Origin of the sequence: Cytobacillus spartinae (assembly GCF_042865285.1) — a bacterium.
In the GTDB taxonomy this organism is placed as follows: domain Bacteria; phylum Bacillota; class Bacilli; order Bacillales; family Cytobacillaceae; genus Robertmurraya_A; species Robertmurraya_A spartinae.
Genome location: NZ_JBIACK010000020.1, coordinates 56,439 through 76,355, shown reverse-complemented (window position 1 = coordinate 76,355; position 19,917 = coordinate 56,439). Strand labels below are relative to the sequence as shown.

The 19,917-nt window shown below is 36.0% G+C and carries 23 protein-coding genes and 1 rRNA gene; 4 read left to right on the top strand and 20 right to left on the bottom strand.

The window, feature by feature from the left end:
• Together ACFYKX_RS25275 and ACFYKX_RS25270 are read right to left on the bottom strand one after the other, a co-directional pair.
• A 16S ribosomal RNA gene (locus ACFYKX_RS25275) occupies window positions 1–109 on the bottom strand; the annotation flags it as partial.
• A gap of 235 nt (window positions 110–344) precedes the next feature.
• Window positions 345–578, bottom strand: a complete 234-nt coding sequence (locus tag ACFYKX_RS25270) for a hypothetical protein (RefSeq protein ID WP_389364794.1) — start codon at window positions 576–578, stop codon at window positions 345–347.
• Between the two features lie 196 nt (window positions 579–774).
• On the opposite strand from ACFYKX_RS25270, the gene pdaB reads away from it, so the two are divergent.
• On the top strand, window positions 775–1,527 hold the full coding sequence (gene pdaB / locus ACFYKX_RS25265; RefSeq protein ID WP_389364792.1) for a polysaccharide deacetylase family sporulation protein PdaB: 753 nt from the start codon (window positions 775–777) through the stop codon (window positions 1,525–1,527).
• Between the two features lie 28 nt (window positions 1,528–1,555).
• Here the strand turns inward: pdaB and ACFYKX_RS25260 are convergent, their stop codons facing one another.
• On the bottom strand, window positions 1,556–2,206 hold the full coding sequence (locus tag ACFYKX_RS25260; protein ID WP_389364791.1) for a KinB-signaling pathway activation protein: 651 nt from the start codon (window positions 2,204–2,206) through the stop codon (window positions 1,556–1,558).
• Window positions 2,207–2,350: 144 nt separating this feature from the next.
• Here ACFYKX_RS25260 and gerD point away from each other — a divergent pair, with 144 nt between their 5' ends.
• Window positions 2,351–2,935, top strand: coding sequence for a spore germination lipoprotein GerD (gerD, locus tag ACFYKX_RS25255; RefSeq protein WP_389364789.1), 585 nt, complete (start codon window positions 2,351–2,353; stop codon window positions 2,933–2,935).
• 44 nt (window positions 2,936–2,979) lie between these two features.
• Here the strand turns inward: gerD and ACFYKX_RS25250 are convergent, their stop codons facing one another.
• From ACFYKX_RS25250 to ACFYKX_RS25240, 3 genes are all read right to left on the bottom strand, one after another.
• A complete protein-coding gene (locus ACFYKX_RS25250; RefSeq protein ID WP_389364787.1) occupies window positions 2,980–4,032 on the bottom strand; it encodes a P-loop NTPase in 1,053 nt (350 codons plus the stop codon).
• 223 nt (window positions 4,033–4,255) lie between these two features.
• A complete protein-coding gene (cwlD, locus tag ACFYKX_RS25245) occupies window positions 4,256–4,972 on the bottom strand; it encodes an N-acetylmuramoyl-L-alanine amidase CwlD (protein WP_389364785.1) in 717 nt (238 codons plus the stop codon).
• Between the two features lie 84 nt (window positions 4,973–5,056).
• Entirely contained in the window at window positions 5,057–5,500 is a 444-nt protein-coding gene (locus tag ACFYKX_RS25240) for a DUF2521 family protein (protein WP_389364783.1), read from the bottom strand.
• A 309-nt stretch (window positions 5,501–5,809) separates the two neighbouring features.
• Between ACFYKX_RS25240 and ACFYKX_RS25235 the strand changes: the two genes are divergently transcribed.
• Entirely contained in the window at window positions 5,810–6,376 is a 567-nt protein-coding gene (locus ACFYKX_RS25235; protein WP_389364781.1) for a cysteine hydrolase family protein, read from the top strand.
• Window positions 6,377–6,613: 237 nt separating this feature from the next.
• Window positions 6,614–7,201: a hypothetical protein gene (locus ACFYKX_RS25230; protein WP_389364780.1), complete on the top strand. Its 588-nt coding sequence runs from the start codon at window positions 6,614–6,616 to the stop codon at window positions 7,199–7,201.
• A gap of 262 nt (window positions 7,202–7,463) precedes the next feature.
• On the opposite strand, the gene ACFYKX_RS25225 is transcribed toward ACFYKX_RS25230, so the two are convergent.
• The 14 genes from ACFYKX_RS25225 to ACFYKX_RS25160 all read right to left on the bottom strand — a co-directional run bounded on the left by ACFYKX_RS25225 (window position 7,464) and on the right by ACFYKX_RS25160 (window position 19,454).
• A complete protein-coding gene (locus ACFYKX_RS25225; protein WP_389364778.1) occupies window positions 7,464–8,156 on the bottom strand; it encodes a hypothetical protein in 693 nt (230 codons plus the stop codon).
• Window positions 8,153–8,563, bottom strand: a complete 411-nt coding sequence (locus ACFYKX_RS25220; RefSeq protein WP_389364776.1) for a pilus assembly protein — start codon at window positions 8,561–8,563, stop codon at window positions 8,153–8,155. Before ACFYKX_RS25220 ends, ACFYKX_RS25225 begins: the two co-directional genes overlap by 4 nt.
• Window positions 8,526–8,999: a hypothetical protein gene (locus tag ACFYKX_RS25215; protein WP_389364775.1), complete on the bottom strand. Its 474-nt coding sequence runs from the start codon at window positions 8,997–8,999 to the stop codon at window positions 8,526–8,528. The genes ACFYKX_RS25220 and ACFYKX_RS25215 overlap by 38 nt, the downstream gene beginning before the upstream one ends.
• Window positions 9,000–9,014: 15 nt before the next feature.
• A complete protein-coding gene (locus tag ACFYKX_RS25210) occupies window positions 9,015–9,659 on the bottom strand; it encodes a hypothetical protein (protein ID WP_389364773.1) in 645 nt (214 codons plus the stop codon).
• The gene (locus tag ACFYKX_RS25205) at window positions 9,652–10,029 is read right to left on the bottom strand and encodes a hypothetical protein (protein ID WP_389364771.1); all 378 of its coding nucleotides are present in this window, start codon (window positions 10,027–10,029) and stop codon (window positions 9,652–9,654) included. The genes ACFYKX_RS25210 and ACFYKX_RS25205 overlap by 8 nt, the downstream gene beginning before the upstream one ends.
• A gap of 153 nt (window positions 10,030–10,182) precedes the next feature.
• Window positions 10,183–10,779 (bottom strand): hypothetical protein, encoded by a 597-nt coding sequence (locus ACFYKX_RS25200; protein WP_389364769.1) that lies wholly within the window; start codon window positions 10,777–10,779, stop codon window positions 10,183–10,185.
• The gene (locus tag ACFYKX_RS25195) at window positions 10,772–12,481 is read right to left on the bottom strand and encodes a hypothetical protein (protein WP_389364767.1); all 1,710 of its coding nucleotides are present in this window, start codon (window positions 12,479–12,481) and stop codon (window positions 10,772–10,774) included. Before ACFYKX_RS25195 ends, ACFYKX_RS25200 begins: the two co-directional genes overlap by 8 nt.
• A 17-nt stretch (window positions 12,482–12,498) precedes the next feature.
• Window positions 12,499–13,896 carry a vWA domain-containing protein gene (locus ACFYKX_RS25190; RefSeq protein WP_389364765.1) on the bottom strand — a complete coding sequence of 466 codons (1,398 nt, stop codon included), beginning with the start codon at window positions 13,894–13,896 and terminating at the stop codon, window positions 12,499–12,501.
• 23 nt (window positions 13,897–13,919) lie between these two features.
• A complete protein-coding gene (locus tag ACFYKX_RS25185) occupies window positions 13,920–14,126 on the bottom strand; it encodes a hypothetical protein (protein WP_389364763.1) in 207 nt (68 codons plus the stop codon).
• A 196-nt stretch (window positions 14,127–14,322) separates the two neighbouring features.
• On the bottom strand, window positions 14,323–15,255 hold the full coding sequence (locus tag ACFYKX_RS25180) for a type II secretion system F family protein (protein WP_389364761.1): 933 nt from the start codon (window positions 15,253–15,255) through the stop codon (window positions 14,323–14,325).
• Window positions 15,256–15,259: 4 nt separating this feature from the next.
• Window positions 15,260–16,186, bottom strand: coding sequence for a type II secretion system F family protein (locus tag ACFYKX_RS25175; protein WP_389364759.1), 927 nt, complete (start codon window positions 16,184–16,186; stop codon window positions 15,260–15,262).
• Complete coding sequence (locus ACFYKX_RS25170) at window positions 16,186–17,535, bottom strand: CpaF family protein (protein WP_389364757.1); 1,350 nt, start codon at window positions 17,533–17,535, stop codon at window positions 16,186–16,188. The genes ACFYKX_RS25175 and ACFYKX_RS25170 overlap by 1 nt, the downstream gene beginning before the upstream one ends.
• A gap of 12 nt (window positions 17,536–17,547) precedes the next feature.
• Window positions 17,548–18,699, bottom strand: coding sequence for an AAA family ATPase (locus tag ACFYKX_RS25165; protein WP_389364755.1), 1,152 nt, complete (start codon window positions 18,697–18,699; stop codon window positions 17,548–17,550).
• Between the two features lie 23 nt (window positions 18,700–18,722).
• Window positions 18,723–19,454 (bottom strand): SAF domain-containing protein, encoded by a 732-nt coding sequence (locus tag ACFYKX_RS25160; RefSeq protein WP_389364753.1) that lies wholly within the window; start codon window positions 19,452–19,454, stop codon window positions 18,723–18,725.
• Window positions 19,455–19,917: the final 463 nt, after the last annotated feature.

Genomic DNA, 19,917 nt, shown 5'->3' with positions numbered 1-19,917 from the left:
CCCGTCCGCCGCTAAGATTCAAAAGCAAGCTTTTAAATCTTCGCTCGACTTGCATGTATTAGGCACGCCGCCAGCGTTCGTCCTGAGCCAGGATCAAACTCTCCAATAAAGAGTAAGATTAGCTCTTGTTTAAAACAATTTTAAAACTTACGTTGACGTATGATTTGTTTAGTTTTCAAAGAACAATTTTACTAAGTTATCGCTCAGAAGCGACTTTCATAATATAACATTTATTAAGATGTAATGTCAACATCTTTTTAAAATGTTTTTGCCGTTGCTCAGCAGCGACGTTTATTAATATACCAGGATAGAAAAACAAAGTCAACACTATTGCGATAAAATTTTTATCCTTTTCTTTCTTTTTTCTGACTTAAAGTTCGAGTATATTTTAAACACTCTTTAGAAGGAGCTACCCGCTTAAACAAAGAGAATAAAATTTTATATCTTTCCTCCATTGATCTCTTAACTAAATGATCAATTCGATCATCTTTAAAATCAAATAAAATCTCATCCATCTCTCTCTTTAGTAGATATTCCATCTCCTTCATTTCTTTTTCATTAATTAGAAAACCCATCATGTCAAATACTCCCTTTCATAAAATCTTAGGTTCTTGTAGTGTTTTCCAAATTTACATATTTTATTAGAAAGTTTTTCTATTATTGTTTCATCCAGATATGTGTTTCCTGACTACTAATTTTTTTTATCCATTTATCATATTTCTTAAAAATAGACATACGATGAGACAAGGAGTGTATTGGACGAGGTGATAAAGGATGAATTTTTTTTATGTACTCAATGGTAAATTATTAAAACAAGGTCTTGTAGTTGTTATTGCAGCATTCTTCACAGCTTGGTTTTTGTATTTAGAAAACTATATTCACGTTCCAGCCTTTTCAGGAAAAGATGGACCTAAAGCAGTCTATAAAGGTGAAAAGGATATTGCCCTTACATTCAACATAGGGTGGGGTGATGAAAAAGCAGAACCGATTTTGGAAGTGTTAAAGGAACATAATATTAACGCCGCAACTTTCTTCCTTGCTGGTTCTTGGGCAGAGCGGCATCCTAATCTGGTCGAAAAAATTGTAAAAGAAGGCTATGAGATTGGTATTCTTGGATACAATTATGAAGACTATTTAGAGCTTGATGAATCAAAGATTAGAAAAGACCTATCTAGAGCTCAAGAGGCTTTTAAAAAGTTAAATGTAAAGGACATCAAGCTTGTCCGTGCACCTACAGGACATTTTGATCAAAAAACATTAAAAGTAGCAGATCGACTGGGGTATACGGTTGTTCATTGGTCTGTTGATTCAAAGGATTGGACTAATCCAGGAGTAGAAGCAATTGTAGATAATGTTTCTAAGGCTAAAAAGGGAGACATTGTCCTACTTCACGCTTCTGATTCTGCCAAACAGACAAGCGAGGCGTTACCTCCTATCATAAACGAAATTAAAAGCAAAGGGCTAAAGCTCGTTTCAGTCTCAGAGATGATCGCGAATGCAAATGCAGACACAAAAGAAATAAAGTAAAGGTTTTAGAGTATGAAAAAGCCGACCTTTATTGGGTCGGCTTTTTTGCTTTGCTATTAATTTTGCTTTGAGTCTCTCTAAGAGACTTCTCATTTAATTTATGAAGGATAAGTAGTTGGTAGGCATTACACACTAGTAGTGGAAATAGCATGAGGTAGAGCCAACCTTCTTCGTTTACTCTTAAGACTGGGACCCACTCTATTACCGTGACAACAATCATAAAAAATAAAGCAGGGATAAAAGCTTCTTTATTTGTTTGTTTTGCTTTAAAGTAAGCAACCACCAATCCGAATAAAGCAATAAATATGGCGATTGTTACATAAGATAAGACCGTTTCATTTTCTTGAGCAAAAGTTACGTATCGCAAATAAATTAAATCAAAAAGGACAAATAAGATAAGAACAATCTGAACGGCATTCCAAAGCTTCGCAGACTTGAATATTCCTAATCCAAAGCGATGGATCGTTAAATAAGCAAAGAATCCCATTTGACTAATAATACTAAATATAAATCCTACACCAACTAACCAAAATAAAATAGATAATATTTCTAAGATATCAAAACTAGAAAAAACAGGTTGAAATTCTTCCCATCTAACAATAAATCCAACAATCCCAGTTGTTAGTCCACCTACTAATAAAGTAGACATAAACAACCTTACGAGGTTTCGGCTATTCACGTTAAGTTCCTCCATTACATTTCTTCGCTTCTATGATTGTACCAACCACACTTTCAAAAATCTAGATTTTCATCATAAATGCATAATATTTGTCACTTTTCTTCATCCTAAAAATTAAGGATAACTGTGAAAGGAGCTTATATTATGATCAAAAAATTCACTTTGCTCCCTATACTTCTAACAATGTTGATTGCTGGTTGTGCTCAAACTGAGACTGGGGGCGAGCAAGTCGACTACGAAGAAACGAAGAAAATGGTTGTTGACATCTTGAAAACAGATGATGGTAAAAAAGCACTTCAAGAGGTTATGGCTGACGATACCATGAAAGAGAAGCTAGTCATGGACCAAGCCGTCGTATCCTCAACCATCCAAAAAACTTTAACCTCTGATGAGGGTAAGGAATTTTGGAAGAAATCATTAGAAGATCCTAAGTTTGCTGAAAGTGTTGCAACTAGTATGAAGGATGGTCACGAACAACTTTTGAAAGACCTAATGAAGGATCCAGAGTACAAGGGCATGATGATTGAGGTACTAAAAGATCCAGAAATTGAAAAAGAAGTGACAAATATTTTAAAAAGCAAGGAATACCGTGAGCATCTACAAAAGGTGATGACTGAAACCTTTGAAAGCCCCCTTTTTAAAGCGAAGATTGAAGATATTCTTATAAAGGCTGCAGAAGAAGTGGCTAAAGGGGAGAAAGCTAAAGAAGGCGGAGAAGAAGAGAAATAAGTTTCATTAACACAAAAAGGCAGACCATAAAGTCTGCCTTTTTGTTATCCTAGAGCTTTTACTACTTTTTGTGCTATATCCTGATAGATCTTTCCTATCTTATGATCTACTTGGTATACCGAAGGAGCAAAGTCTTCCTCATTCCAATCTGGTTGCCCTAATGGAAGTTGGCCTAAAACTTCCGTTTGAAGCTCATCTGCAAGCTTTTCTCCTCCACCTTGACCAAATACATATTCTTTTTCACCGCTTACCTTACTTTCAAAGTAAGCCATGTTTTCAATTACACCTAAGATTTCATGGTCTGTTCGAAGTGCCATCGCTCCAGCGCGAGCTGCTACAAAAGCTGCTGTTGGATGTGGTGTTGTGACAATTACTTCTTTACAAGCAGGCAACATACTATGAACATCTAACGCAACGTCACCTGTACCTGGAGGTAAGTCAAGTAAAAGGTAATCTAACTCTCCCCATTCAACTTCACTAAAGAAACTATTTAGCATTTTCCCTAGCATTGGTCCACGCCAAATAATAGGTGCATTATCCTCTACGAAGAAGCCCATTGATATAACTTTTACACCAAATCTTTCGACTGGAATAATGCGCTCTCCTCTTACCACTGGTCGTTTTGTGATTCCCATCATATCAGGTACGCTAAACCCATATATATCAGCATCTATTAGACCAACCTTCTTCCCTAATCTTGCTAGAGAAACGGCAAGGTTTACAGATACAGTTGATTTTCCTACTCCACCTTTTCCGCTCGCAATCGCAATAAAGGTTGTCTTACTGTTAGGAGATAGTAGACTGTCTGAATCCCCTTGATCTGCTACTTGATGCTTAGCTAACGTTTCTTGAGGTAGTTCAGAAAATCTAATTCCTACTGTTGCTGCACCTGCTTCTTTTAGTAAATTTACAATTTGAGTTTGCAATTGAAGTTGTTCTGCAGTACCAGTTTTAGCAACACCGATTTTTACACTTACGTGATTTTTTTCTTCTTTAACTTTTACTTCTTCAATAGCATTTAATTCTTCTAACGTTTTATGTAAAAATGGTTCTTTTAAACCGTTAAGAAGTTCGAGTACTTTTGCTTCTGTTAACATGACAACCCCGCCTCCTGAATTCGTTTCCAATTAACATTATAACATATACCATAATTTTAACTGTTAATTCAATCACAGTAGCTTGGTTTTAGAGTCTGACTCTATTTTGCATTTTATCCGTATTACTTTTTCTGAATCACCTATATTAAGAAGCATTTTTAAACATAAAAAAGAAGGCGCCTTTTCACCTTCTTTACGGTATGTGTATCTGAATCTTTCCATTCTAATTATTGACGAGCTCCGTTTCCTCTGTAAAGTAGCGTAATATCCCATTGTATATAGAAGCCGCTACCTTTTCCTGATACTCATCCTGCATTAAGTTCGCCCGTTCTTGAGGGTTTGATAAAAATCCTACTTCCACTAATGCTCCCGGCTTATTAGAATATTTGAGAAGGTAGATGGTATTATTGGCTTTTGCTTTTCTTGTTGTGTTATTTAAGTTTGTTCTTAGCTCATCTTGGATAAACTTAGCCGCTCGCCCATTCTCTTTCATTTGGGGTGCATAAAAGGTTTGAGCACCGCTCCACTTTGAAGATGGAATTGCATTTAGATGAATGCTTAAGAATAAATTCGCTTCTGATTCATTAATAATATCCAATCTTCTTTTTAAATCCTGGACCTTCCGACGGCTGTATCCTTTCATGCCCTCATCAGCCAAATCTTTATCTTCTTCCCTCGTCATCAGTACTAATGCACCTTGCTGTTGAAGATAATCTTTTAGTTTTAACGAGATACTTAGGGCAATGTCTTTTTCGTAATAGTCTTTCTCTCCAGCTCCCCCATCGACACCACCATGACCTGGATCGAGGAGAATGATTTTACCGGACAAAGGTAAATTCCATGATTTCCATGAATTGTCCTCTACAAAGTCATATTGTAAGATGGCAAATAATATGATAAGCCCCAATGTAAAAGCACCAATTTTTATTTTCCTCTTCAAACCCTATCATCCTTCCCGCTCGTCCCTTTTCACTTCTCAATATATGGGACAAGAAGGATAGATAGAACTATAAAAATGAATACCCTAATGGAGTCTTAATTTATGCCGTCTCTCACCTTTTCGAAAACCCTCCATCCACCAACTCTCAACATATTGCTCACATAAATAGTATAGGGACTCGTTATATACACTCTCTGTCCCCTTACCCCAATATAAAAGGAAATTATATAATGTATCAATTAAATGTTTTTCTTCTTTTTTACAACGATCCTTCACACTTTCAACAGACTCTCCGTAAAAGCCGAAGCGACTAAAATGTGCGCCTAGTAAATAAGCTTCAATAGCAATATCATAACAAGCTTCTTCAATTCCCGATTGTAAAATCAAGCTTGAAGTTAACTTTGAAGACCCAAAATATTGTTTCACTCTTTCTTTCAAGGACTTGAGTGATATTTCCCTAAGGACTGATTTTTCATATTTAAGACGCTTTTCTCTTTTCTTCTCCTTAAAGGTTGTAATCACATTCACTGATTTCTCACCCCTTTCAGATAGTCTTTATCGCCCGAGGTGGAGAAATACAAATTCTAATGACGTTTCAATTGCCAATTTTTTTGTCTTTTACTGAAACTTTTCTAGCTTGAATAAATGGAATGAAAGTGGCCATTTCAACAAATGTTAAAAAGAGGCTCTTCTTGTTAAATTTATTATTTAAATACTCATCTTTAAATCGTTCTATATTCACTTAATCACTAAAGAAAAGGTCCCACGAGGCCTTTATAAAAAGATGATGGAGAAATTTGCGAAACAGCGTAAATCATAGATGTAAGGAGAAGAAGTATGTTAGGAAATCCTCCTGCTTTGTTGGTATTAGATGTACAAAAAGGCTTTGATGATCCGTATTGGGGAAAACGAAACAATCTTCAAGCAGAAGATAATATATTAAAGTTACTGACAGAATGGCGCACCCGACAGTGGACCGTCATCTACTCTCAACATTTGTCGCTTCAACCTAAGTCACCTTTATACCATAAAGATAAAGTTGGAACTCAATTTAAGGATATGATTCAACCGCAAGAAGGAGAGAAAATATTCCCGAAAAATGTTAACAGTGCGTTTATCGGTACACATTTAGAGACCTATTTAATAGATCAGCAACTCAAATCAGTTGTGATTACAGGTCTTTCTACACAGCATTGTGTTTCTACCACAACGAGAATGAGCAGCAATTTGGGGTTCGAAACCTATCTTGTTGAGGATGCAATTGCTGCTTTTGATGCTACTGACCATAACGGAATTCACTATTCTGCTGATCAAGTCCAAAAAGTAGAATTAGCTTTATTAAATAAGGAATTTGCTACGATTGTTAAAACAAATCAGGTCCTAAACCAAATAGCACATGAATGATGTGCTTTTTGTTTTCGCTAAAAGAATAGGGATGTTTTTCCTAGAGAATACTTGAATACTTGTTAAGAGGAAAAATTTAAAAGGAGGGGATTACTTTATGAATCATATTGATATGTTAGAGCTGGCTCCCATATCAATTTTAAATAAGGAAAATGTTTAAAAAGTTGTGCCAACAGTATTGTCCAATTGGTATAAATGTCAACAAAAGCGCATTAACCTTATAGAGGGGGGGTGCATGTGAAAACATTAAAGAGGTTTTTTGTAAATACATGGAGAAAAGATCATGCAGTGACTAGTAAAGATTATTCTAAGACTACAAAACTTGTGTTGGGTAGTTTATTAGGTGCACTAGCGGCGATATTTCAATCAGCAGGAATATTTGTTGGGGTTGGCTACATATTTAGTATTTTAACCACTGGTCCTATTGTGATTGCAACTATTATTTCTATCCGTATCGGTCTAATGACATACGTCTTAACAATATTGTTGCTGGCTATTATCCAGCCTAGTGAATTAATTGTATTCCCATTTACAACTGGACTATTGGGCATTAGTTTAGGGATTGGATTTAGATTATTAAAAACAAGGATGCTTGTAACCTTATTCGCCGGAACCTTCTTAACCTTAGGAATCTTACTTGTACTATTTGGACTGCAATTCCCCATTTTAGGGCCGTCCATTTCTTCTAATGTGAGTCTTACCGTCTTAATCGGAACTTTATTGTTTTCCATATTATATAGCTGGATTTGGATGAAAGTCAGCATATCTGGTATCAAAAGTCTAAATAAAAGCATTATTAAGAAGATGATGGTATTTGATAAATAGGTAACTAATACGGAGCAGTTGCTATGTTAACTGTTCTTTTTTGTGATTCAATGCAAAAAAAGGTTGCCTAAGCTCGGCAACCTTTTTACAGTAGCTATGATTTGACCACATAACATCGTACAGCATAATCGTGAAACTTTGAAGAATGCCATAATCATTCAAATTAAAAGAACCATAATTGAAATTTTTGTTCATAATCTTCTGGGTTCTTCTCTCTTAGGTCCTTATAAGAGGGGATATTAACAGAATCAGTAAAAGGCTATTATGGTGTAGGAAAAACAATCGTTCCGGTATATACATCCTCTAAGTAGATAAGCTTTGGGCCATACCCTCTTTGAGGAAGATCGTCAATAAATGCTGTAATAAACTTATTATCTGCAATGGATTTAAACCTCACTGTTGATTTTACTTCGATTCTCCAATCAGTAGTGGAAAGTGTTGGTTCTGTGTCCTCAGTTCTTGCTTTATTGTCGGCAATGATATTCATTATGGCAGGCGTATAGATATGGTAAGCATCTGAGCTAGAAAGACCTAGCTGATTTCTCATCTCCCATTTCAAATAGGGGCTTCTATTAATTCTTTCAGGCAACAATTTATTTACGGCTTTAACAAGGGCGTCACCTTCATCCATGCCATTAGCCATATAATCATTCTTTTTACTTTCAATCAGTTGACCCACACTAGCTCCATCTAAACTGATTTGCAAATTTCTATCAGCTATATATAGTAAGTCGGAAGTTGGTCTTGTGTCATAATTTTCGACGGCCTTCTTTGTTCTCTCAAGTAATGCAGCCGTTCCCGCTATAGCAGCCTGTTCAACTGACAAACTAGCATGCTCTTTAACAATGTAAACCTTTACGATATTTATGGTAAGTATGAAAACAATAGCCACCATTCCTAACAGCCAAAGCATAAAAATAGCTGCGTTGCCTTTTTCATCTTTCACATAATTCATGGTGTATTTAATACCTTTCCATGCACTTCTTGTTCCAATTCTAATGTTGCATAATCTCTCCACTTTTCTGGAATAAAGTTAACAGAATGCTCTGCGTATAAGACAATTTTAAACTTCCCACTCGTCACAGAATATTCAGGAATTTGTAAGTCTTTATATTTGAGGACTGTACTACTCCCTATCGTTTCTTTCGCAGTTTCAATTGCCTTAATCGTACTGTTTGTCACTGCAAATGTTTTTGCAGCATCACTCACAGCAATCTTTGCTGTAAATACTGCATATCCAGTCCCAACTACTTGCCAGAGAAGTAAGAAGAAAAGGAAGAAGAACGGTAATATTCCCAAGAACTCAATGCTTATTGCTCCTTTTTCATTTTGCAAGCTGGGACGTAAACCTACTTTCCTCAATCTCAAAGTCCCCCAATCTATTGATCTTATACTGCACATACCAAACATGAAAAAGAACAAGTAGCCAACCTTGAAAAATTTTCTCGTTATAAGTTTCCTCGAATAGTTCTGCTAATCTAAATACGGAATAATAGAGTAGCCCTAATAAATAACAAGATAATATAACATCTATGGAGTCAAAAATTGCCATACCGTATGGGGTGAGAAAGATAGGACCAACAAACTTGTATACAAAAGAAATCGTTAATATAGTTGTAAAGACCACCCACCATTTAAACGGAACCACTTTCTCCCCTTTTAAATCATTAATACTTTTCTTTCTACTCAGAAACCAATATCCTAAATAAATCCCCAAAGAAAGGAAAGAGAATAGAATAACCAGTCCTACATGAACCCTTTTAAAATATTTTATATTTTCCATATTTCCTTCTAACATCCTATCACCCTTAATCTAAACTAAATCTTTTCTATATTTTAAAGTTAAGTAGAAATACAAAATGGGGAATAAAAGAGAGTTAGTAAGAGCTCGTAAAATAATATAAACAAACGTATTATTTTCAAAGTTAGCTACTAAGTAAAAAGAGCCTGACCATACTAAAACATTCAATGACAAAAGAATGAGTACATCAACAATGATAAAAATATGCTCGTTTTTAATAACACTCCAGACCGATCTTAACGATTCCAGAACATTTTCTTTATCCGTAAAAAGAGGGAATAAAATAATCATAAAAATCGCTAAAAACGAAGGGATAAACAATAGCACAGAGCCAAGCATTCCTATTATAAATAGGATGATTGTCAAGAATGCCACAAACCCAAACTTATTTATAAAAACAGATAATATCTTTATTAAATTAACCTCTTTTTCTGTAATGTCCATTTTGGCAATATAAAAAAATGGCGGAAATAAGATTGAAAAATTTAATATCCACATGCAAAAAGCTGGAATATTCCTATACTCTAATGTTTCAAGCTCATTAAAATATGTAATTGCTGCATAACTAAAAAATGTTACAGGTACAACTAATACTAGACAGATTAAAAGAATATTAATGATGTTTCTGTTATAGATGTCGGATATATCTCTAAGCATGGCTATTCCTCTGTTTCCTTTTGAGTATCATCACAACAATAAAGGTTGCTAGAAGTGAAATAGTCGAATTCATAAACAACCCCCGATTGATTTCCGCTGGATCAGCTAATACCATGACGTCTAATAAATATATCGCAACAATTAAATTCAGAACGGTTAGTGTAATACTAGATAAATAACTAGCAAAATAAGGCGTTCTTTGGTTTAACAACGGGGCTAATACACCATTGAGGACATAGGTAAAACTGTACATGATGGTGAGTAATACCCCTATGTGATTAATATTTAGTAAACCTACTGTAAAAGAGATGGTTATTAAAACCAGCAAAACAATTCCTAGAGATTTTACGAACCCAGAAAAACTAAACATTTCTTCCTCCTTTACAAGAAAAGTGTAGATGCCTTTACTAGTGCTATTAAGAGGTTGATAAGCACATCCCTCAATACTGTTTCTTCGTCGAGTTACCATTTACACGTTACAATCTTATGGAGCCAAGCTGTTACTTTCTTGCACAATATGAACTTAATTCTTTATTTCTTGGGGCTTTTTTAAAAGGGCTGTAGATACAAATGTAATCAGCAGGCCCAGTACGTAAAGAAATGTTGAAATAAAAAAGGCTCCTTGATTGTCGTCTAAATTAGCCATAATGACCATTTCTTGACCATTCGCATAAGTAAATCCTCCAAGAATAATTAGTAAAAATAAGATGATAACCGTTCCTTTAGCAATCTTGGATTTTCCAGGCTTATGAAACGCCTGGAAAATCAACTCTTTCCTTACTAATGCATAGAAGGTTATGCATACATATATCGCTAAAATCAACCAAAATGAAAGTACTCCAATTGTCAATCGTAACAACGGGACCACAAAAAAGAGTCCCATTGTTATACATAATAAGAAAGCTGTAAGTGAATTAAACCGGATTAAGGTCATGTCAGACTTCCACCAAATCCAAGACAAACCTAACTGAAATAATGTAATAAGCATATATAACGTAAAAACCGACCAAGATCCTGTAGGCACCAAGCTTGCTAGTGTTCCCATCAACAGGTTTGAACCTAGCAAATACATCCCATTGCCATCGAAAAAATTCTTAACATTTCTTTCTACCCTATCCAAATAAGCCACCTAATTTCTTTAATCCGCCTCCGACCCAATCATACCCCTTCTTAATAGTGGAGGTGATTGCTTTTTTCATTCTTCTGCCTCTTCCTGTTCCATTTATCAAATAGGTTGTTATAAGACCCGCGCCCAGTCCAGCTACAGCGCCCACAATGGTTCCTAATCCTGGAACTGCTGAACCTGCAACTGCACCTACAGCCATACTAGAAGCTACACTACTAATTCCTGTAGAAACAACTCCTATAGCTACATCGGTTGTTAATGCTGCTGCAAAATCCGAAGACTTCCAACCAATATGTTGATTATCACCCCAATTGTAGTCATAGACACTACTAAATGCCGTTGTTAAATATCCTACAGGACCACTAAGCTTCATCACATTGCTTTTTGCAAAAAAGTCTTTATTAAACCATTTTGTAGGTTTTAACCAATTTTTCGGTTTAATAAATTCTTTTGAAAATGGGTTCCAGCTATTATTTATTGCTGTCTTAACTGAGTTGCCAACATGTTTAAAAAAGCCTTTATCAGTAACTTTTAGCTTCTTACTCTCTAAAAATGCATTCAGTCTAGCTTCACTAATCCTTCTTGAATTTGGTCCAAGATTCTTTTCTGCACCTTCAAATGTATAGTTCTTATACTTTTGATATAAATTATCAAGTAATTTGTTATCAAACTTGTTTTTACCAAAAATTTTGTAATTTGTAGAATTCCCTATTTGCTCATACTTAAAGCCAGCTAACATCGAAAGGAATCCACCTGAAACATTTTTATTAAGAAATCCTAGCCCAAATGTCTTAAAATCACTAATTGCTCCAGATATGTGTCCTGCTATTCCTTTTGAGCCATCTGTTGATTTAAAAATCACATTATACCATGGAGGAACCTCATCACTTCCTGGAGATCCACCGATTGGAGTATTACCATCACCACTTATATTTCCAACCTCGGTTGTATTTCCTTCGATGGTATCTCCACCTGACGAACTATCTCCTCCTTTTAAAGAATCTCCACTTTCAGCATTATTACCACCGTTTACAGCTTCTCCCGTTTCAGATCCTTTTCCGCCAGTTAGGGTATCTCCACCTTCTGCCCCTTTACCTCCAGTAAGTGTTTCTCCACTCTCAGATCCTTTACCACCTGTAAGTGCTTCTCCGCTTTCGGATCCTTTTCCACCAGTGAGTGTTTCTCCGCCTTCGGATCCATTTCCACCAGTGAGTGCTTCTCCGCCTTCGGATCCTTTCCCACCAGTGAGTGCTTCTCCGCCTTCAGATTCATTTCCACCTGCAGAGCTTTCTCCGCCCTTAAGAGGATCACCTACTTGCATGGCCGGACCTGTCTTAAGACCTTCTAGCTCCCACAATAAAAAACCTGGTGGACTTGGAGGAGCATTCGGAATCATGAACAACCCTAATTGTAAAGGTGATCCTGGTAGAATGGGCTGCCCTGAGACTAAGCTAACTTTCCCGGGGGTATAAGCTTGACCCGGTGCATATGCCTTCCCTGGACTGTATACCTCACCCGGGATGATAAAGGTACCTCCAGTAATCGGTGTTCCGGGTGAGAAGCTTTTTCCTGGCGTAATAGCAGTTCCCGGCTTTATAAATTCACCTGCATAGCTAATGGCGGGAAAAAAGCTCCAAAATAGTAATATAGTAATCATAAAAAGCGAAACCATTCGCTTTAATAACTGGTTAAACAATGCTTAGCTCACCTCACTTATTGAGTATTTTGCTCATACTTCTCTTCAAGAGCCTTAATAGCTTCTGTATAACTAATATCATTAAGGGCCTTTAATTCGTCATTGAATCTCTCAATTTCTTCCCTAATCCAAAAATGATATTGGTTATTTTTCTCTTCGAGGTATACACGGGAATTAACATCTAAAAGTTCATTCTGCCAAAACTGTGAAAGAATTAAATAAATGATTGTTCTCTCACTCTCATTTTTTGATTCTTCCTGTGCAATATAGCTAAATATTTCAAGGCCGTTATTAAGTTTCTCGAGTTCAATACTCTTCTTGCCCTGATCTCTCCACTTTTTCCAAGTTTCAGCTAAATCATTTAACTTCGAAAGCTCTTTAACTAGCTCATTTTCATCGGATGCACTTGCATAAATGCCTTCCGTCGCTTTCACTAGCTCTCTCATCTGATTTTGGCCCTTACTATCAATATCAAAGCCTATTACATTGATAATTGGCGAAATATTGGAGTTATATAATTCTTTCGCCGCCCTAATAGGGTTATCATCGCACGTTGAGATGCCATCACTAACAAGATAAACAATATTCGTGTTATCTTCACCATTAAATGTTGATAAGTCTTTTTTTGCTTCATTTATGGCAAGTTCAATAGGAGTCCATCCACTTGGTTGAATGGTGTTTAAAGCTGAATCAAAATCAGACGGATTATACGTCGAAAGAGGATACACGATTTCACTACTAGTACAAGAGAGGTTTTTATCTATATCAGAACCACTGCCCTTGTGACCATACACTCTGATAGCTATATTAGCTTCTTCAGGTAACTGTTTTACAAAGTTTTTAATAGCATCCTTTGCAGCATCCATCTTAGGCTTACCGTTTACCGCTTCCTTCATGCTTCCAGAAGCATCTAACAATATTAAAACATTAAGATTTTCTTTGAATTGATACCTAGAGTCCTCCATCTCTGGACTTCCCATAGCTTGAAAGCGTAACCGGCTAATTATATCCTCAGGTCCAATAAAATCCTTTTGAACCTTTGCTAGAAGCTCTTGATAAAAGTAATCTAACTCTTCATTAGTAGGTTGTTTTGACACATCAGGAAGGTCACTAAAAGTCTCTAACATTCTATTAATATCTTCTTCATTTAATAAAAAAGAAAAGTCATGATACTCACCTACTGGTCTAGCTGCTAATTCTTGATATGTTGAAGGGAGGGGATCTACTGATACTTTAACTTTAGCATTAGCTTCCTTCTCCTCTTCCTCAGGGTCTTCATTTTTTTCCTTATCCTCGTTATTTGTTGTGTCTACAACACTGTTGTTTTCTACATTTTTTTGTTCGTCTTGTTTACATCCAACTAAGATAAAAATGATAGTTGATAAGACTACCAGTAAGTGCTTAAAACTCTTCATTTATTACCCACCTTAAATTTTTATTACCCTACCATCCCTGTTATTTTTGTTATTATTTTTGAAATAATCTCACCTATCCCTGTTTTTTGACCATCAACAGCTGTTGAAATAATCCCAAGGACTAAAATTAATAGAGCTGCCAAACCTAACCACTCCAAAGATTGAGCTCCTCTTTCATTTTTTACAGGATGCATTACTTTTGTCCAAGCTTTAATCATTAAGTTTTTCATTTAAAATCTCTCCCTTTATAATTGTCTTTTGTTTAGCCAGTTTTCGCATAGAGTGTTGTTCTTCATCTATTGCTCCAATACAATTTAATACTGCTCCGCGGCATCTTTTCTTTAACACTAAAAAGAAAACAGCAACAATATTCGTTTCGAGACAATCTAAAGTAATCAGTAACAACTAATCTTACGAAAAGAGCCTTTATTTAAATAAATTAAATAGATTACTATTATTATTAAAGATATTAATAGCCATTAAACCACCTATTAAGATTAGTGCAGAAGGCATGACAATAAAGGTAGTAATCAACGTAACTTTTGGAGAAGCCTTGGCTGCCTCCTCTTTAATTTTTTCCTTCTTTATTTTTCTCATTTCTTCTGCTTGGTTCTTAAAGGTCTTTGATATGGGAACACCTAATCTTTCCCCTTGTATAAGCGATTTAATTAACATCTGAAATTCCTTACTATCATTTCTTTCTAGTAGGGACCGGTAGGCATCTGCTCTCGGAACACCTACATCAGTTTCCTGAATAAAACGACCAAATTCGTCCTTAACTGGACCATCAAAATACGGTACTATGTCCCTAAGTGCTTGATCTAAACCTACCCCAGCCTGTAGAGTGACGCTCATCGTATCAAGAAAATCTGGAAGCTGGAATGATAATTCCCCCTGACGTTGCTTTGCCTTTTTATTCAGCCATAACAACGCTCCCATATATCCAAGAAGTGGATAAATAATTACTGAAACCTGAGCGAACGGAAGGCGTAATAAAAGGGAAAAACCTCCAAAGATTAAACCAATTATAAGTAGAAATATCTTTAATCCTTGAAACCTCTCTACTGTAAGCTGATAAGGATATCCCGCCTGCATTAACTTCTTCTTAACATCTTGGTTTTCACTAAAGAAGTTAATCCGCTGTCCAATGCTAGAGTAATCGTCAGCGAATTGGAGCATTTTTGTTACGATTTTTTCTCGCCTTGTAATCTTCTTTTCGAATGCGTTGTAAACATATGTCTTTTCTCTTATCTGTTCTTTTAATCTTTCTCTTGATAAAAAATAATTATAAAAGCTTCTTAATGACAGGGCTAAAAACACTAGACACAGGCTAATAATGATTATGATTAATCCATCCATTTGTTTACACCCTAATATTGGTTACCTTTCTTACAAGAATGAAGGTTAGAACCGTTCCGACAAGGAAAAATGCTAATAGGAATAGCCCGACTCCCGAGAATAAAGGATCTAGGAACCCATCTATTACATTATTCATCATTAATACTAGAAAAATAGGGATGACTGGAACAATGTAAGATACATATCGTTGTTCTGCTGTCATCGTTTTTACTTCCTGCAGTAGTATCTTTCGTTCTTCTAACGTATTGCTCATTTCATCTAATACAGAATACAGATTTCCTCCTGCCTTCTTCTGGATAAGTAATGTAGCAACAAATAATTGGAATTCTCTACTGTCAATTCTTTTTTCTAATGCCTTTAGGGCAGAATTAAAATCAATACCAAGAGCTATTTCCTGGGCAAGTCTTTGAAATTCACTCCTAGCAGGCTCAGCCACCTCTTGTGCAACTAGGTTAATTCCTTGCGTCAAAGTCATCCCTGAACGAGTCGAATTTGCTAGTGTCCGGCAAATTTCCGGAAGCTGCTCCACTAATTTCTGTTTCATATAATTCTTCCTAATAAGAAAGAGTATTCTTTTACCACCTTCTAGTGCAATCATGGCAAAGATTAAGTTGATTGGAAATTTAATACTAAAAAAGTTTTGAAGAAGAATTATAACACCCATATATGAAACAATTAATGCTCCTATATACTCGGAAGGAGTTAAAGAAATATTAGCTGATCGAAGTCTCTCATAGATTGGTATTGCCATTTCTGTCCTATCAAACCGGTCTCCTAATAGGACAATGATACTTTTTCGTTTTTTCCCTTCATGATAAAATTCGTGAATATTTTTTCGCCATTCTTTCTTTACCATTCGATGATCCAGATAGAAATATATTGAAATAATGAACATGAATGCTGCTAATGTTGCGATAATAAATGGCGCCATTACCTCACCTCCTCATAAGTGGGAGAGAAAGCCGAATGAGGAATGGAGATCCCAAAAATTTCAAGCCTTTCAAGACACTTCGGGACATAACCTGTTGGAGTATAATATCCTTCAATCTTTCCCTCCTTGCTCATTCCGGTTCTCTTAAAGTGGAAAACTTCTTTTACTTCATGAGACCCATCTGGTCTTTTAACGACTTCTGATATAGAAATGATTTTTCTAGATCCATCTGTTAAGCGAGTCGCTTGAATAATGATATCTAAGGCTCCGACTATATATTCCCTAACAATGTGGCTTGGAAGTTCCATTCCAGCCATCACTACCATTGCTTCTACTCTTCGAAGAGCATCATCAGGAGAGTTCGCATGAACAGTAGTTAAAGAGCCTTCATGCCCGGTATTCATTGCTTGCAACATATCAAAAGCTTCACCACTCCTAACCTCACCTACTATAATTCTGTCAGGTCTCATCCGAAGAGCATTTTTTACAAGCTGTCTAATAGTTACTTCTCCACTTCCTTCAACATTTGCCGGTCTTGCTTCTAGACTTGCTACGTTAGGTCGTTCTAAACGGAGTTCAGCGGAATCTTCAATTGTGACAATCCTTTCTCCTTTTGGTATAGAAGTTGCTAATACATTTAAAATGGTTGTCTTTCCACTTCCTGTTCCTCCAGAAATAAGTGTATTCATTTTTGCTTTTACAACCCCGTCTAAAAATTGTGACATCGCCGAGTTAAGTGCATTAAAATTTAATAAATCATCCATTTTGAATGGTTCTTTTCTAAACTTACGAATGGAAACTAATGTTCCTTTTAAACTAATTGGTGGTATAACAGCGTTAACACGGCTTCCATCTGGTAAGCGAGCATCCACCATTGGAGAACTCTCATCAATCCTTCTACCTATTGGGGCAACAATCCGGTCAACGATATGTCTGACATGGTCGTCATCCCGGAACTTTACCTCGGATAATTCTAATTTCCCAAGCCTCTCTACATATACCTCTTCAAATCCATTAATTAAGATTTCTGTGATGGATGGGTCATTTATCAAAGGTTCCAAAGGTCCATATCCTACAGATTCATCAAGTATTCGATTAATTAAAATTTCTTTATCATGACGGGAAATAATTACTTTTTCCTCCGCCATAAACTGACTCACAAATTGCTCAATACTCAGCCTCATTTCACCTTGAGACAGCTTTGTAAGTACTTCTAGATTTGTATCTCTAAGTAGTCGATTCTTATAGTGTTCAACAAGTTCATCCACTAAATGATTTTCATATTGATAGGATTGCAATTTGGCTGAGCTATTTATTTTGTCTTTTCGTCTCTCAAATATAGATGCCACTTGCAAGCCCTCCTATCCTAATACAGAAAGTCCCCATTTTCTTACATCTTTTGCAAATGGGATTAATCTTCTTTCCTTAGCTGTTTTTCTCACCGGCTCCCCTTTATTTAAAAATGGCTGTAACCCTTTTTTATCAAATCGAACAGTTGCTGCAATAGGAAATCTTAATACATTTTTTAAATCCTTATCTTGCACTTCATTATCTTTACCGACTTTATTAAGTATGACGGAGGTTCTAGATGGGAGCTCAATTCCCAACCGAACTGCCAGTTCCTCAAATTGCTTTAATACTTTTAGAGCAGGTGTATCAGGGGTTAAGATATAGAAAATTTGATCAGATTCCTCTAAAGCTGTTAATACTTGACTGTTCATATAGGAAGGTAGATCAACAATAACAAAATCAAAACTCCTCCTACATGTTCTTAACAGCTTTGCAATAAACTCCTCGTTAATTCTTTCTGCAGCTTCTGCATCACATGGACTGATTAACACTTCAAGCTTAGATCCTTCTAATTTTTGGGAAACATTTCGGATATGACTCTCATTCAATTCGTTTATAACTGGTGTAAGGTCTGCGATAGACCGGTTGGAATGAATAGAAAATAATGTCTCAATGCCTCCAAACTGAAGGTTTAAATCAATTAGTATAACTTCTGCAGTGGTTTCAAGCTTAATCGTCTGGGCAAGTGTGGAGGCAAGGTTAGATTTTCCACTTCCACCTGCTCCACTAAAAAGGGAATAAATTTGGCCCCTCCCCTTTGTAAAGACAGAGAATGTGTCTTCTTTCTTTTTTTTGTTAGATTCATAGTTTTGAAAAATAGTAGGAACACGACTAATAAAAAGACTATGTTCATCGGGATATACAAAAAACTCTGTAGCCCCTGCCTTTGTTATATTCCTTAGTTGTGTAAAATCCGACCCCTTCGCAATAAAGATAACGAGGGTTGAAGGACTTACAGATTTAATATACTGGATACTTTCTACTGCTATATCAGTCTCAGGTTGAACAAAGATTACAATATCTTGATCATCTCTATTTACCTCGCGAACTACATCTCTCGTACTAATAAGCTGCACCGTATAACTTCCAGTAAGGGCATTTAAAATTTGGTTATGAATTACCTCATCGTCACTGACTAATAATACTTTTAGATTCGGCTCCATATGTATTCCCTCACTTATATTAATTATTGTCCAGAGGATTCCGCATCGGTTGTAGTGGAGCTTTCTCCTACCACTTCTTCTACTTCTTCAATTTCCTCTTTATCTTTTGTTTCCTTTTGCTCAACTTTCTCAGTAGGCTCATCGCCTTTTCCAACATTCGCTTTAAGTATCCTTACTTTGTCAGCGTAATGCTGTATATGTATTAGTTTTGGGGCATCCTCGAGCTTTACCTCAAGTGCAACACCAGCGAAGTCTTCTTTACCACCATCTGAATACGCAACCGGAACATCCCGCATAAATATTTCCGTCTTTTCTTCACCATTTTTATTTGTAGATACAATAATGTCCACTCTATCTAAAGTTTCAATGACCTGATCAAATTGGACCTTTTCAGACGGATACATGGCGATTAAACGACTGTTTTCGTTTCTTAATTCGGTAAATGGCTTTAGCATATTTTTTGTGATGATCTCACCCTCGTTTAAGGGGACAACCGAGACCCGATTTATTAACTTATCTTTATCTTGTATATGTGCCTTATTCACAAATTTATTGGGGATTTCTATGGTGGTAACCTGATTTTCCTGAATAAGTGTCCTGACAGGAATACTTCCATTTGCAATATATATCTTTGTCATTCCTCCTAGTTCAGCATTAAGATCCCTTACCTTATCTAAGACCAGATATCCAGCGGCTACAGCTAGAAGAAAGGCGAGTAATAAGAAAATCGTAGCTCTTCTTTTTGACTCTAACATCCTGCATCTTCTCTCCCAAAAAGTATTTTCAATCCTTAGGGAAATCATCCCCGTTAACTCTGTTTAAAATTGGAAATAATTAAAAATATTTACTATATATTTACTATCATGTGTTCACAATTCAGTCAAACTCTCATACCGATTTGTCGAAACATGTCTGTAATTTTTTTCCTATATTTATCTCAAAACCGAGATTTTTTCATAGAGATATGGACCTAGAATAGGACAGGAGAAGAGAAGGATATTCCTGGAATTTTATTAATGTTTTTTCAAGTTATATTACATTTGTTAAATTTTATAAGCCTTTCGGATGATTTTTGTCAGTTAATTCATTTTCGACCTACTATATACCAAGGGGGCTATACTTTGTTCCAAGTTCCAGACAAGGTGACCTAGGCTTTAGTAGCTACTAGAATTACTATTTTTTTAATAACAAAGGAAGATCTCTATCGATATCATTTAT